Consider the following 13,906-nt stretch of genomic DNA (forward strand, 5'->3'; position numbering starts at 1 on the left):
GCCCATCCCATGACCACCAGACAGAACCTCGTCGGCACCGCCCAGCGTCGGGTCGACGGCCGGGCCAAGGTGACGGGCGCGGCGCGCTATGCGGCGGAATTCGCCGCCACCGACCTGCTCCACGGCGTCGTCGTGTCGTCGGCCATCGCCCGCGGCAAGATCACCCGCATCGACAGCAAGGCGGCGGCGGCGGTGCCGGGCGTCGTCAAGATTTACACGCACGAGAACCGGCCCCGCACCGCCTGGCTCGACTCGTCCTACAGCGACGAGGTGGCGCCCCCGGGCCACCCGTTCCGGGCGCTGCGCTCCGCCGAGATCATGTTCTCGGGCCAGCCCGTCGCCCTCGTGGTGGCGGGTGATTTCGAGACCGCCACCTACGCGGCTTCGCTCATCGAGGTCGCCTACGCGGCCGAGGCGCCGCAGACCGACCTCGACCGCCAGCGGAGCGAGTCCTACGTGCCGCCGAAGAAGCGGAGCGGCATCGAGCCGCCGCCCAAGCCGCGCGGCGATGCCGATCGGGCCTTCGCGGGCGCGCCCGTGCGGGTTCAGCAGGAATACCGGGTCGCGGTCGAGCACCACAACCCGATGGAGCCGCATGCCACGACGGTGGTGTGGGAGGGCGGCGGCGCCATCACGGTCCATGACAAGATCCAGGGCGTTACCAACACCCACGCCTATATCCAGGGCGTGTTCGGCCTGTCGGCCGACAAGGTGCGGGTGCTGTCGCCCTTCGTCGGCGGAGGCTTCGGCTCGGGCCTGCGCCCGCAGTACCAGCTCTTCCTGTCCGTGCTGGCCGCCCTCGACCTCGAGCGTTCGGTACGGGTGGTCCTGACCCGCGACCAGATGTTCACCTTCGGCCACCGCCCCCTCGCCATCCAGACGGTGTCGCTGGGCGCCGAGGCCGACGGACGCCTCACCGCCATCCTGCACGACTCGGTGCAGGAAACGTCGCGCTTCGAGGACTACCAGGAGAACCAGGTCAACTGGTCCGGCATGTTGTACCGCTGCGACAACACGAAGCTCGGCTACGAACTGGCCAAGCTCGACACCTACACGCCGGCCGACATGCGCGCCCCCGGGGCCGTCCTGGGCCTCTACGCGCTCGAGGCCGCGATGGACGAGCTCGCCTACGCCACCGGCATCGATCCCGTCGAACTACGCCTGCGCAACTACATCGACGACCGCGACCAGAACACCAACAAGCGCCTGACCAGCAAGGCGCTGCGCGACTGCTACATCCAGGGTGCCGAGCGCTTCGGCTGGTCGCGCCGCGACGCGCGGCCGCGCTCCATGACGGAGGGCCGGGAACTGGTCGGCTGGGGCATGGCGACCGGCGTCTGGGAAGCCATGATGCAGAAGACGTCGGCGCGTGCCACGCTGACGGCGGACGGCCGGCTCGAGGTCGCGACCGCCACGGCCGACATCGGCACCGGCACCTACACGATCCTGACGCAGATCGGCGCCGACGCGCTGGGGCTTCGCATGGAGGACGTGACGGCCCGGCTGGGCGACACGTCGCTGCCCCATGCGCCGCTCGAGGGCGGCTCGTGGACGGCGGCCTCGGCGGGCACCGCCGTGCAGATCGCCTGCGAGACGGTGCGCGAAGCCGTGTTCAAGCTGGCGCGGCGGCTGGACGGCTCGCCGCTGGCCAACGTCGACCTCGACCACGTCACCTTCCGCGACGGCCGCATCGAAGTCACCAACGACCCGTCGCGCTCGGTGTCGCTGGCCGACGCCGTGAAGTCGTCGAAGGGCGGCAAGGTCGAGGCCGAGGAGACCGCCTCGCCCTCCATGATCCAGCAGATGCGCTACGTCGCCTACACGCATTCCGCGGTCTTCGTGGAGGTCAAGGTCGACGAGGAGCTCGGCGTCGTCAGGGTGACGCGGGTGGTGAGCGCCGTCGCGGCCGGCAAGATCCTGAACCTCAAGACGGCGCGCAGCCAGATCCTCGGCGGCATTGTCATGGGGATCGGCTCGGCGCTGCACGAGGAGTCGGTGCTGGACCACGACTTCGGCCGGTTCATGAACCACAATCTGGCCGAGTACCACGTCCCGGCCAATGCCGACATCGGCGCGATCGACGTCATCTTCGTCGACGAGCCCGATGACAAGGCGAGCCCCATCGGCGTGAAGGGCCTCGGCGAGATCGGCATCGTGGGGACGGGTGCGGCCGTGGCCAACGCCATCTACCACGCCACCGGCAAACGCGTCCGCGACCTGCCCATCACCATCGACAAGCTGCTCGACGCCTGAGGCGAACGGCACCGCCGCGTCCCGGCCCCTCAGGCCGGGGCGCGGCATCGAAGGGGCACGACGACGGGCCGCCAACGGGCCAGGGCGGCACCCGGCCCGGCCATGTCGCCTGCGATCGGCGCTGTGGTCGCGACCCCGGCATCCCGCAGGAAAGCGCCGATCTGTCCGGGTCCGGTGACCCGATAGGGGCCGGCCACGACGGTTCCGGCGACCGACGGCGGCCGGATGTCCGGCGGCGCCGTCAGGCCGACGAGGGCGCCGGCGCCGTCGACGAGGGGCACGCCGGCATCGGCCCCCTGGAGCGGCAGCTCGGCGAAGCCGGCCGCATCGCCGCCGGCCAGCGCCACCGCCAGCGCCGGTGCGCCCTCGCCCGGCACGAAGAACAGGCCATACCGCCGGCTCACCGGTGCGGCGGCGGCCGCCAACGGTAGGGCCGCCGTCGTGCCATGGGCCGCCACGGCCAGCAGGGCGAGGCCGCTCGCCGCATCCTGCCGGGTCCAGCGGGCGGGCGCGCCGTCGACGGCCGGCTCCGGGCAGGAACGCGGGTCGGCGCGCGTCAAAGCCAACCCGGGCGCGACCAGCACGGCGGCGCCGACGAGGACCGGCGGCTTCGCATCGGCGGCCGATGCCGCCGCGGCGACGGCTGCGGCCGTCGTGGCGGTAGGCGGCGGCCCCGGGTCCGGCTGCGGCATGAGCGGTGCAGGATCGAACGCCGCCGCCACCGCCAGCACGATGCGGTCGAAGTCCGCGGCGCGGACCGCCGGATAGGTCAGGGTGAAGCCGCGCAGCGCCGGCTCGCCGCCGGGCGGCGCCGCGACGGCGTAGCGGCTGTAGAACCGGCGGTCTCCCGCCTCGCCCGCCACCACGATGACGTCGTGTCGGGCGAGCCTGTAGGTGACGCGGCGACCGGGCACGTCGCGGGTGAGGCGCCCCAAGACCTCCTCGAGGGCCTCCGGCCCCCCGGCCCGGCCGGCGGTGTCGAGCACGGCGGATCCGTCCGGCGCGGCATAGCGGGTTCCGTCCGGCAGGGGAGTGCGCACCGTGAGGAGCCGCGACGGGACGCCGATCGTCAGCGCGGCACGGGTGTCGTGCAGGCGCGTGAAGCCCGCGGCCCGCCGGGCGGCCTCGGCTTCTGCCAGCAGGCGCCGCCGCGCCGGCCCGTCGAGCGCCGTGGCTGCCGTGAGCCCGCCGCGGCGGGCGTAGGCGAGGAGCGCGTCGCGGGTGCGGGGGCCGTAAGTGCCGGCGACGGCGCCGTTGAAGTCGCCCGTCCAGGTCAGGGCATCCTGCAGGGCGCGGCGGTCCGCCTCCGACAGGGCGTCGAAGACCGGCTTCAGGGCGTCGGGCCGCGCGGCGGCGGGCGGTGGATCGCCCGGCGCCGCAGCCGGGGCGGGCGCGGCGGCGACGCTGGCGAGCGCCAGGACCGCGAAACCTCGAGGCATCTGCATGGCGACGTCCCCCTGCCCGGCGGCGACGCCCCTGGAAGCGTCAGTCGAGGCGCTTCAGTTCGGCGCGGAAGCGGCGCCAATTGTCGACATAGGATTGCGCGGACCGGCGCAGCCCGTCCAGCGCCGCGGCGTCGAGCGGGCGGATGGCGCGGGCCGGAGCCCCCACGATGAGCATGCCGTCGGCGAAACTCTTGCCCTCGGTCACCAGCGCGCCGGCGCCGACGATGCAGTCCGCCCCGATGCGGGCCCCGTTCATGACGGTCGCGCCCATGCCGACGAGGCTGTTGGCGCCGATCGTGCAGCCGTGGACGATGGCGCGATGGCCGATGGTGCAGCCCTCGCCGACCGTCAGCGGGAAGCCGGGATCGGTGTGGAGCACGGCGCCTTCCTGCACGTTGGTGCGGGCGCCGATGACGATCCGGTCGCGGTCGCCGCGGATCGCGGCGCCGAACCAGATCCCGACATCCTCGCCGATCTCGACCTGCCCGATGACGTGGGCGCCGGGAGCGACGAAGTAGCGGTCCGCCGCGGGCAGGACCGGGGCGTGAGGCCCGAGCGCGTAGATCGCCATGCAGTAGCCCTCCGCCGTGCCCGGCGCGCCGTTCAGGCCAGGTTGGCCGGGGGCGGGGAGCCCTCGCCCATGCGCTGGCGATACAGGCCGGCGAAGTCGATCGGGTCGATGAACAGCGGCGGGAAGCCGCCGTTGCGGACCGAATCCGCCACGATCTGCCGGGCGAAGGGGAAGAGAAGGCGCGGGCACTCGATCATGACGATGGGATGCACCTGGTCGGTCGGGATGCCGGCCACGCGGAACACGCCGGCATAGTCGAGCTCGAACTTGAACAGAGTGCCGGCACCCTCGCCCGCCGAGCCTTCGAGCGACAGGCTGACCTCGAAGTCGGTCTCGCTGAGCTGCCGCGCGTTGACGTTGACCTGGATCGAGATGTTGGGGCCCTGCTCCTGCGGCCCGAGCGAGTTCGGCGCATTGGGGTTCTCGAAGGACAGGTCCTTGATGTACTGCGCGAGCGCGTTGAGCTGCGGGCCCTGTGCGCCCACGGCGGTCCCGTTGCCATTCCCGTTCTGCTCGGCCATCGCTCGCTCCTCCCGTGGGGGTCACGGCCTCGCGGCCGACGTTCGCGCCGCGGGTAACACGCTTCGCGCCGCCCCGGCAAGCGACAGCCCCGCCGGTTGGCGGGCGGGCGGAGGCGCGGTTCAGCCCGGCCGCGAGCGGTCGAGCCGCGACCAGTCCTGCGTCTCGAGGTCGATGGTGCGGGGACCGGCGGCGGCGCGGACGCGGTCGGCCCGGCGCCCGGCGATCGGGCCCGCCGTGAAGCCGACACGGGCCTTCACCCAGTCACGCCACGAGGGCGCCAGCAGCGCCAACCCGAGGGCGTCGGTGATGAAGCCGGGCAGGATCAGCAACACGGCGCCGACCGCGTCGAGCGCGCCGTCGATGAAGGCTTCCTCCTGGCCGACGCGGCCCTCGGCGACGGCGCGCAGCCGCGAGAAGGCGGCCCCGCCGAGGCGCTTCAACCGCGCCGCGCCGAGCAGCGTCGAGCCGAGGCCGATCAGCACCGCCGGGCCGGCGCCGAGCCAGTCCACCACGGCGATGAAGGCCACGACCTCGGCGACGAGGCCGAGCAGCAGCAGGGTTCCGAGGTTCTGGCGACGCAACATGGCCGAGCGTGTCCCGAAAAGGAGGAAGGCGGCGCCATCCCCACTTCTCCCGGACGGCGGGCGTGGATATTGGAGGCAGCGTTCCCACATGCTCAGATGAATATGGGCGCCTCCCCGCGCCACCGCAACGCGCGTTCCCGCGTCAGAAGCCGGCAGGGCCCGAAGTCCATGCACCAGTCGTTCGATCCCTCCATCATCATCTTCGCCGCGCTGGCGGTGTTCGTGGTGTGGAAGCTGCGTTCCGTCCTGGGCACCCGCACCGGGACCGAGCGCCCGCCCTTCGACCCGTTCGAGGCGCGCCGCAAGCTGCGCGAGGGCAAGGCCGGCCGCGACGCCGCCCCGCCGGAGCCGGGCCGCGGCCCCGGCCAGGTGATCCCGCTCCAGCGCGGCGAAACCCGCGCGGTCGAGCCGGCCCGGGCGGCAGGCGACCTCGGCGACCAATGGCGCGGCCTCGTCGAGCCCGGCGCCTCGGCCCTGGACGGCCTGGTGAAGATCGGCCAGGCCGACCCGGGCTTTTCGGCGGCGAGCTTCATGGGCGGGGCCCGGTCGGCCTACGAGATGATCGTGTCGGCCTTCGCGGCGGGGGACCGGGCGGCCCTGAAGCCTCTGCTGGCCAAGGACGTCTACGACGGGTTCGAGGCCGCCATATCGGCCCGCGAGGCGCGCCTGCACCGCAGCGAGACGACCTTCGTGTCCACCGACACCTCGCTGGTCCACGACGCGCAGCTGCGCGGCCGGACCGCCCAGGTGACCATCCGCTTCCAGTCCAAGATGATCAGCGTGACGCGCGACAGCGCCGGGGCCGTGGTCGACGGCTCCCCGGACCGCGTCGCCGAGGTGTTCGACCTTTGGACCTTCGCCCGCGAGGTCGACGCGCGGGACCCGAACTGGCGACTCGTCGCCACCGAAGCCGGCGCCTGACCGCCGATCGCGACGTGCGATGCGCATCCGTCGCCTCACCGGGGCCGAGATCGACGTCTGGCGGCGCGTCGCCGAAACCGTGACGCCGCGGCCGGGCAGCCTCCTGCCGGCCGCGCCGGAGACGGCGCCCGAGACGCTCCCGGCGCCCGTGAAGGCGCCCCACCCTGCCCCACCGGCGCCCGTCCGGTCTTACACCGCGGCCAGCTACGTGGCGCCGGTGTCGGTGCCGAAGCCGCCCCCCGTCGGGCTCGAACGGCGCTACAAGCGCCGCGTCGCCGATGGGCGCATCCCCGTCGAGGCCGTGCTGGACCTGCACGGCATGACCCAGTCCCAGGCGCATTCGGCACTGCACCGCTTTCTGCTCGGGGCGCAGCGCGACGGGGCGCGGCTCGTCATCGTGGTGACGGGCAAGGGCGTGAAGGAGCGGGGCCGCTGGGACGCGGCCGAGCCGGGCGTCCTGCGCCGGGCCGTGCCCTTCTGGCTGCGCGACGCGCGCCTGCGCGAGATCGTGGTCGGCTTTGAGGAAGCGGCGCTCGGCCACGGTGGCGCCGGCGCGCTCTATGTGCGGCTGCGGCGCCCGTCCACCACCCTGTAGCCCACCAGGGCCACGATGCCGGTCGCCAGCACCAGGCAGCCGAGCGCGCCGCGCAGCCCCGCGATGCCCGACAGCAGTCCGATGATCGGTGGCCCGAGCAGGAAGCCCGCGTAGCCGACCGTGGCGACCGGCGCCACGCCGGCCGCGGGCGTCGGCCCGACGCGGGCCCCGGCGCTGAAGGCCACGGGCGCGACGTTGCCGAGGCCGAGCCCAACGAGGCCGAAGCCCAGGGCCGCGACGATCGGCACCGGCACCGCCACGGCGAGGGCCAGCCCCGCCCCGGCGACGAGCCCGCCGCCCACCAGGATGGCGCGGCTGCCCAGGGCCGCGACGGCCCGGTCGCCCGCGAACCGCACGCCCGCCATGGTGATGGAGAACCCCACATAGCCGAGAGCCGCCAGGGCGAGGCCGCTGCCCGCCACCGTGTCGAGGTAGATGGCGCTCCAGTCGCCCATGGCGCCCTCGACGACGAAGCAGAAGGCCGCCACCACGCCGAGGCCCAGCAGGCGGCGTCCCGGCAGGGCCAGGGCCGGCCCGCCGCCCGGGGCCGTCGCGGCCCCGGCGCCCAGGAACGGCAGGCCCGCCAGGCCGACCACGCCCGACACGGCCGCCGCCACCCCGATCTGCCCGCCGGCGCCGAATCCCGCCGTCGCCAGCAGTCCGCCGAGCGCCGCGCCCGCGAGCCCGCCGAGGCTGAAGGCGCCGTGGAACGACGACATCAGCGGCGCGCCCCAGCGCTCCTCCAGCGCCCCGGCATGGCCGTTCATGGCGACGTCGAGCAGGCCCATGGCGGCGCCCATGGCGACGGTGGCGGCGCAGAGGCCGGCGAGCGAGGTGGCGAAGGCCGGGAGCACCAGCGTCAGCACGGTGGCGACCGCGCCGAGGCGCGTCACCCGCCGGGTGCCCAGCCGCGACGCGAGCCGGCCGGTGGCGATGGTGGAGGCGATGGAGCCGCCCGCGAAGCTGAGCAGCGCCAGGCTGATCTCGCGGTCGGTGAGGGCCAGGCCGGCCTTGATGGCCGGCAGCGCCGCCGCCCAGGCCCCGGCGAAGAGCCCGAGCTGGAGGAAGACGGCTAGGATGGCGCCGCGCTCGACCCAACGGGCGTCGCGCAGCGGACGGGACAGGCTGGTCATGGGCGCAATCCGTCAGACGGCGGCGGCGCGATGGAGGCGCAGCCCGGGATGGGCGAGGCCGGCGAGGGCGGCCTCGGGGGCGTCGGCCTCGACGACGAGGTCGTGCAGGGCCGCCACGGGCGCGGCCGAGAAGGGCGCCGCCGTGCCGAGCTTGTCGGAGGTCGCCGCCACGACCACCCTGGCGCTGACGTCGACGATGCGGCGCTTGAACTCGGCCTCCTCCGGGTCGAAGAGCGTGAGGCCGGGTCCGGCGGCGAGGCCGCAGGCGCCCACGAAGGCGATGTCGGCCCGCAGCTCGGCGAGATCGCGCAGCGCCCGCGGCCCGAAGGCCCCGCCGATGGCGGGATGGATGCGCCCACCCAGCATCACGACGCAGCAGCGCGGCCGCCCGGCGAGCGCATGCGCCACGGCCGGAGCGTTGGTGACGACGGTGAGGTCGATCGCGGCCGAGAGCGCCTCGGCGATGCGGGTGTTGGTGGAGCCGGAGTCGATCACGATCGTCTGGCCGGGGGAGACCAGGGCGGCGGCGGTCCGGCCGAGGGCGCGCTTGGCGTCCGGGGCGATGCCGTCGCGCCGCGACAGCGGGCCGGCGGCGGGCGAGACCGGCAGGGCGCCGCCGTAGACGCGCCGGCAGCGGCCGGCCGCGGCGAGGTCGCGCAGGTCGCGCCGGATCGTATCCTCGGACGTGTCGAATTCGGAGGCGAGATCGGCGGCCAGCACGCGACCGTCCCGCAGCAGGCGGCCGAGGATGGCGGCTTGGCGTTCATCCGGCAGAGTCGGCATAGGCAAGCTCCCGTATGACCACTCTATGGAACAACATGCACGATCGTGCAAGATCCGGAACGCGCCGTTTCAGCGCCGCAGGATGGCCTCGGCGGCCGGCCGCCGGTCGTCCCATCCGGCGCGCTCCAGTTCCGGCGTGTCGGCTTCCGCTTCCGGGGTGCCCAGGCAGAGGTGTCCGATGAAGCGCCATGACGGCGGGACGTCGAGCAGGCGCGCCATCTCGCCCGGGGCCAGGATGGACACCCAGCCGAGCCCGATCCCCTCGGCGCGCGCCGCGAGCCACAGGGTGTGGATGGCGGTGACGACGGAATAGTCGATCATCTCGGGCATGGTGCGGCGCCCGAGGCCGTGGCCGACCGGCGTGTCGCGGTCGGCGAAGACCGAAACCTGGACGGGCGCATCGTCGAGCCCGGCGAGCTTCAGCGCCGCGTAATGCCGGGCCCGCTCGCCCGCATAGTCCGCCGCGGCCTCGGCGTTGCAGCGCGCGAAGAGGGCGCGCACGGCGACGCGGCGCTCCGGGTCCTCGACCACGACGAAGCGCCAGGGCTGGCTGAGACCGACCGACGGCGCCCGGCAGGCGACGGCGAGCAGACGGTCGAGCGCGCCTTCGGGCAGCGGATCGCGGCGGAAGCGCCGGACGTCGCGCCGCCATTCCAGCAACGCGGCGAGGCTGGCCCGGAAACCGTCGTCGAACTGCACGGGCGGGGTCAGCGCGCCACGGCGCGCCACGGGCCCGCGAGGCACCCGGCGATGCCCCCCATCGTGCCCTGTCCCATCCGACCCTTCCCGTCCCATGCCGCGCTCCACCGATCCCGGCCCGCTCCTCCGGCGCCTCACCCGCGCCGGTCGAGGAGGTCCGGCCGCCGCTCGCCGGTGATGCGTCGGGCCTCGGCACGGCGCCAGGCCGCGACGCGGCCGTGGTCGCCGCCCAGCAGCACGGCGGGGATCTCCCGGCCCTCGAAGTCCCGCGGGCGGGTGTAGTGCGGGTATTCGAGCAGGCCGCCCTCGAAGCTTTCCTCCTCGCCCGACAGCTCCTTGCCCATGATGCCGGGCAGCAGGCGGACGCAGGCGTCGAGCAGCGCCAGGCAGGCGACCTCGCCGCCGGACAGCACGAAATCGCCCAGCGACACCTCTTCGAGGTCGCGCGCCGCGATGACCCGCTCGTCGACGCCCTCGAACCGCCCGCACAGCACCACGACGCCCGGCCCCCGCGCCAGGTCCCGCACGCGGCCCTGGTCGAGCGGGCGGCCGCGGGGGCTCATGAGCAGCCGCGGCCGGGGATCGCCGGCGGGCGCCGCGGCGTCGATGGCGGCGGCCAGCACGTCGGCCCGCATCACCATGCCGGCGCCGCCGCCGGCCGGCGTGTCGTCGACGGTGCGGTGCCGGCCGAGCCCGTGCAGGCGGATGTCGTAGGGGTCGCAGGCCCACAGGCCGCGCGCCAGCCCGTCCCCGGCGAGCGACAGGCCGAGCGGCCCCGGGAACATGGCGGGAAACAGCGTCAGGGGCGTGGCGCGCCACATGTCAGCGGTCCTCGACCGTGGCGTCGCCTTCCTCCTCGGGCAGCAGCGCCCCGCGCGCCACCACGAGGCGGCCGGCCGCGAAATCGACGACCGGGACGAAGGCGAGCGTGAAGGGCACCAGCAGCGTTTCGCCCCCGGCGACCGGCACGATCTCGAGGATGTCGCCGGCGCCGTGGTTGTGGAGGCCGCGCACCCGTCCCAGCACGATGCCGTCCTCGGCCTCGGCCGAAAGCCCGATGAGGTCGATGTGGTAGAACTCGTCAGTTGCCGGCGGCGGCAGGCGCTCGCGCGGGATGAAGAGCCTGGTATTGGTGAGCGCGGCCGCGGCGTCGCGGTCGTCGATGCCGGCGATGCGCACCACCAGCATGTCGCCCTTCAGCACCCGCAGCGACTGGATGGCGAAGGAACGCCGGCCATCCTCGTCCGACAGGGGGCCGTAGGTCCCGATGTCGCCGGGCTCGCCCGTGTAGGACTTGAGGCGCACCTCGCCCCGCACTCCCTGCGGCGCCCCCACGACGCCCACCAGCACCATCCGCTCCGCCATCGTCCCCGTCCCGCTCTCGGCACCACGGCCGATCCTATGGCACGGTTCGGGCCGGCGGCGAACGGGGCTCCGCCCGGTCCGGGGCGCCGATTCGGCCAGCCTTGCCTTGACGGCCGGAGTCGTGCGAGTGCTTCCCGCCATGTGGGTCCCGGCCCGCACCTCGCGTCGGCCCGGTCCGGCCGACCCTGCGGCATGGGATGTCGGCGGGAGCCCAATCTTGACAGGCCCGGAGGCTCGCAGCGCTCCGTGCCCGCGCCGCCCGCGCAGAACGAGGATGCAGACGACCGAATGTTGACCAGGATCGTAGCGCGGATCGTCGCCGCCTGCAGCCGCCACGCCATGCTGGTGGTGCTGCTGTCGGCCCTCCTCACCGTCTTGTCCGCCTGGTACGCGGCCACGCATTTCGCCATCAACACGGATTCCAACACGCTGATCGCCAGCGACCTGCCGTGGCGCCAGCGCCAGGAAGCCTTCAACAAGGCCTTTCCGCAGAACGACGGCCTGATCCTGATGGTGCTGGACGGCAGCACGCCCGAGGCCGCCCAGGACGCGGCGGACCGGTTCGTGGCCCGCCTGAAGGACGACACGCGCCACTTCGACTTCGTCCGCCTGCCGCCCGAACAGGCGTTCTTCGGCAAGGACGGCCTGCTGTTCCAGCCCGTCGCCGCGGTGCGGCAGGCCGCCGACCAGCTCGGCAAGGCCCAGCCCCTGCTCGCCACCCTGGCGGCCGACCCGAGCCTGCGCGGCCTGTCGCAGATGGTCGGCATGATGGGCATCGGCATCGAGCAGGGGAAGATCCCGCTCGACCAGGTGCAGCCGTTCTTCTCCAAGATGGCGGATTCCATCGAGGGCGCGCTCGCCGGCCGCGTCGTGCCCTTCTCCTTCCAGGCCCTGGCGGGCGGCAACGACGGGCAGGCCTATCCCAACCGCCGCTTCGTGCAGCTCAAGCCCAAGCTCGACTACGGCGCGCTCGAGCCCGGCGCCGACGCCACCGACGTCGTCCGCACCACCATCGACGAGCTCCACCTCACCCCGGACCACGGCGTGACGGTGCGGCTCACCGGCCAGATCCCGCTCGACGACCAGGAGTTCGGCACTCTGAAGGAGGGCTTCGCCCTCAACTCCATCCTCACCGTGCTGGCCGTGGTCTTCCTGCTGTGGCTCGCGCTGAAGTCCGGCCGGCTGATCGTGGCGGTGTTCCTCGCCACCGCCGTCGGCCTCGTGATGACGGCGGCGCTGGGGCTGCTGCTGGTCGGCGCCCTGAATCTCATCTCGGTCGCCTTCGCGGTGCTGTTCATCGGCATCGGGGTCGATTTCGGCATCCAGTTCTCGGTGCGCTACCGCGACGAGCGCTTCATCGAGAACGCGCTCCTGCCCGCCATCGTCGGGGCCGGCGCCAAGGCGGGACGGCCGCTACTGCTCGCCGCCGCCGCCACGACGGCCGGCTTCTTCTCCTTCCTGCCGACCGACTACAAGGGCGTGTCCGAGCTCGGCCTCATCGCCGGCAACGGCATGATCATCGCCTTCGTGGTGTCGATCACGCTCCTGCCGGCGCTGCTGCAGCTCTTCAACCCGCCCTCCGAATCCAAGGAGGTGGGCTACGCCTTCCTGAAACCCGTCGACCACTTCCTCGAGAACCACCGCCTGCTCGTCATCGTGGCCACGCTCGGCCCGGTGATCCTGATGTCGCCGCTGCTCTTCCACGTCCGCTTCGACTTCAACCCGCTGAACCTCAACAGCGACAAGGTCGAGTCCGTGGCGACGATCCGCGACCTCGCCACCGATGCCAGCACCACGCCCTACAAGGTCGACGTGCTGGAGCCGACGCTGGCCCGCGCCAACGCGGTGGCGGCCGAGATCGCCAAGCTGCCCGAGGTCGGCAACGCCAAGACGCTCGACGCCTACGTGCCGGCCGACCAGGAGCCCAAGCTCCAGATCATCGCCGACCTCAAGGACCTGCTCGGCCCCTCGCTCGACCCGGGCGCCGACGCCAAGCCGGCACCGACCGATGCCGAGAGCGTCGACGCCTTGAAGGGCGCCGTCGTGCGGCTCGACCGCGCCGCCGCCAAGGGCACGGGCCAGGCGCAGGCCACGACGAAGCGCCTGTCCGACGCCTTCGGCAAGCTCGCGGCGGCCCCGGCTTCGGCCCGCGACATGGCCAGCCTGGCCTTCGTGCCCGCCATGCACCTCCTGATCGACCAGCTGCGCGGCCTCATCTCGGCCGAAACCGTGACGCTCGCCAACCTGCCGGCCAGCATCCGGGGCGACTGGGTGACGCAGGGTGGGCAGGCCCGCATCGAGGTGACGCCCAAGGACCTGTCGACCGCCAACGACAACCTGCAGCGCTTCGGCGATGCCGTCCTGGCGGTGGCGCCCGACGCCACGGGACAGCCCATCGTCATCAAGGACTCGGGCGACTCGGTGATCCACGCCTTCATCGAGGCCGGCATCTGGGCCCTGGCATCGATCGCCGTGCTGCTCTACCTCGCCCTGCGCCGCATCACCGACGTGCTGCTGACGCTGGTCCCGCTGATCCTCGCCGGCCTGCTGACGCTGGAGGTCACGGTGGTGATCGGCATGCCGCTCAACTTCGCCAACATCATCGCCATCCCGCTGCTGCTCGGGCTCGGCGTCGCCTTCAAGATCTACTTCGTGCTGGCGTGGCGCGCCGGGCAGCGGCACGTGCTGCAGTCGAGCCTGACCCGCGCGGTGTTCTTCTCCGCCTCGTGCACGGCGGTGGCCTTCGGCTCGCTCTGGGCGTCCAGCCATCCCGGCACGTCGAGCATGGGCAAGCTGCTGGCCCTGTCGCTCGCCTGCACCCTGGTCTCGGCCATCTTCTTCCAGCCGGCCCTCATGGGCCCGCCCCGCGAAGAGGAGCGCGTCGACCCCGAGGAGGAGGCGCGCAACATCACCCGGGAGATCACGCAGGCGGCGGAGTGACCTCACGGGAGGGCCGGGGCGTCACCGTCGCCCCGGCTCCCCTGTCGCATGCCTCGCGTCTCACCGTGGACATGGGAGCCGATCGAGAGGCGGGA

13 protein-coding genes are annotated in these 13,906 nt (G+C 73.4%); 4 read left to right on the plus strand and 9 right to left on the minus strand.

Annotated elements, in window-relative coordinates:
• Nucleotides 1-9 precede the first annotated feature (9 nt).
• Nucleotides 10-2,253: a xanthine dehydrogenase family protein molybdopterin-binding subunit gene (locus D3272_RS02795; protein WP_129217566.1), complete on the plus strand. Its 2,244-nt coding sequence runs from the start codon at nt 10-12 to the stop codon at nt 2,251-2,253.
• Between the two features lie 29 nt (nt 2,254-2,282).
• Here D3272_RS02795 and D3272_RS02800 read toward each other — a convergent pair whose 3' ends face one another.
• From D3272_RS02800 to D3272_RS02815, 4 genes are all read right to left on the minus strand, one after another.
• Nucleotides 2,283-3,698: a peptidoglycan-binding domain-containing protein gene (locus D3272_RS02800; RefSeq protein WP_129217567.1), complete on the minus strand. Its 1,416-nt coding sequence runs from the start codon at nt 3,696-3,698 to the stop codon at nt 2,283-2,285.
• A 40-nt stretch (nt 3,699-3,738) separates the two neighbouring features.
• On the minus strand, nt 3,739-4,269 hold the full coding sequence (locus tag D3272_RS02805) for a gamma carbonic anhydrase family protein (protein WP_129217568.1): 531 nt from the start codon (nt 4,267-4,269) through the stop codon (nt 3,739-3,741).
• A gap of 32 nt (nt 4,270-4,301) precedes the next feature.
• The gene (gene secB, locus D3272_RS02810; protein ID WP_129217569.1) at nt 4,302-4,790 is read right to left on the minus strand and encodes a protein-export chaperone SecB; all 489 of its coding nucleotides are present in this window, start codon (nt 4,788-4,790) and stop codon (nt 4,302-4,304) included.
• A 120-nt stretch (nt 4,791-4,910) separates the two neighbouring features.
• Nucleotides 4,911-5,375 (minus strand): FxsA family protein, encoded by a 465-nt coding sequence (locus D3272_RS02815; RefSeq protein ID WP_165361192.1) that lies wholly within the window; start codon nt 5,373-5,375, stop codon nt 4,911-4,913.
• 168 nt (nt 5,376-5,543) lie between these two features.
• On the opposite strand from D3272_RS02815, the gene D3272_RS02820 reads away from it, so the two are divergent.
• A complete protein-coding gene (locus D3272_RS02820) occupies nt 5,544-6,296 on the plus strand; it encodes a Tim44/TimA family putative adaptor protein (protein WP_129217571.1) in 753 nt (250 codons plus the stop codon).
• 19 nt (nt 6,297-6,315) lie between these two features.
• Nucleotides 6,316-6,891, plus strand: coding sequence for a Smr/MutS family protein (locus D3272_RS02825; protein ID WP_129217572.1), 576 nt, complete (start codon nt 6,316-6,318; stop codon nt 6,889-6,891).
• On the opposite strand, the gene D3272_RS02830 is transcribed toward D3272_RS02825, so the two are convergent.
• The 5 genes from D3272_RS02830 to rimM form a co-directional block, all read right to left on the minus strand.
• On the minus strand, nt 6,855-8,024 hold the full coding sequence (locus D3272_RS02830; protein ID WP_129217573.1) for an MFS transporter: 1,170 nt from the start codon (nt 8,022-8,024) through the stop codon (nt 6,855-6,857). The two genes, D3272_RS02825 and D3272_RS02830, sit on opposite strands and share 37 nt — an antisense overlap.
• A gap of 12 nt (nt 8,025-8,036) precedes the next feature.
• The gene (locus D3272_RS02835; protein WP_129217574.1) at nt 8,037-8,807 is read right to left on the minus strand and encodes a DeoR/GlpR family DNA-binding transcription regulator; all 771 of its coding nucleotides are present in this window, start codon (nt 8,805-8,807) and stop codon (nt 8,037-8,039) included.
• 69 nt (nt 8,808-8,876) lie between these two features.
• Complete coding sequence (bluB, locus tag D3272_RS02840; RefSeq protein ID WP_245496352.1) at nt 8,877-9,536, minus strand: 5,6-dimethylbenzimidazole synthase; 660 nt, start codon at nt 9,534-9,536, stop codon at nt 8,877-8,879.
• Nucleotides 9,537-9,640: 104 nt separating this feature from the next.
• Nucleotides 9,641-10,327 carry a tRNA (guanosine(37)-N1)-methyltransferase TrmD gene (gene trmD / locus D3272_RS02845; RefSeq protein ID WP_129217576.1) on the minus strand — a complete coding sequence of 229 codons (687 nt, stop codon included), beginning with the start codon at nt 10,325-10,327 and terminating at the stop codon, nt 9,641-9,643.
• 1 nt (nt 10,328) lies between these two features.
• A complete protein-coding gene (gene rimM / locus D3272_RS02850) occupies nt 10,329-10,871 on the minus strand; it encodes a ribosome maturation factor RimM (RefSeq protein WP_129217577.1) in 543 nt (180 codons plus the stop codon).
• A 288-nt stretch (nt 10,872-11,159) separates the two neighbouring features.
• Here rimM and hpnN point away from each other — a divergent pair, with 288 nt between their 5' ends.
• Complete coding sequence (gene hpnN / locus D3272_RS02855) at nt 11,160-13,811, plus strand: hopanoid transporter HpnN (protein WP_129217578.1); 2,652 nt, start codon at nt 11,160-11,162, stop codon at nt 13,809-13,811.
• The last annotated feature ends 95 nt before the right edge of the window (nt 13,812-13,906 follow it).

It is taken from the genome of Lichenibacterium ramalinae (genome assembly GCF_004137085.1).
Classification (GTDB): domain Bacteria; phylum Pseudomonadota; class Alphaproteobacteria; order Rhizobiales; family Beijerinckiaceae; genus Lichenihabitans; species Lichenihabitans ramalinae.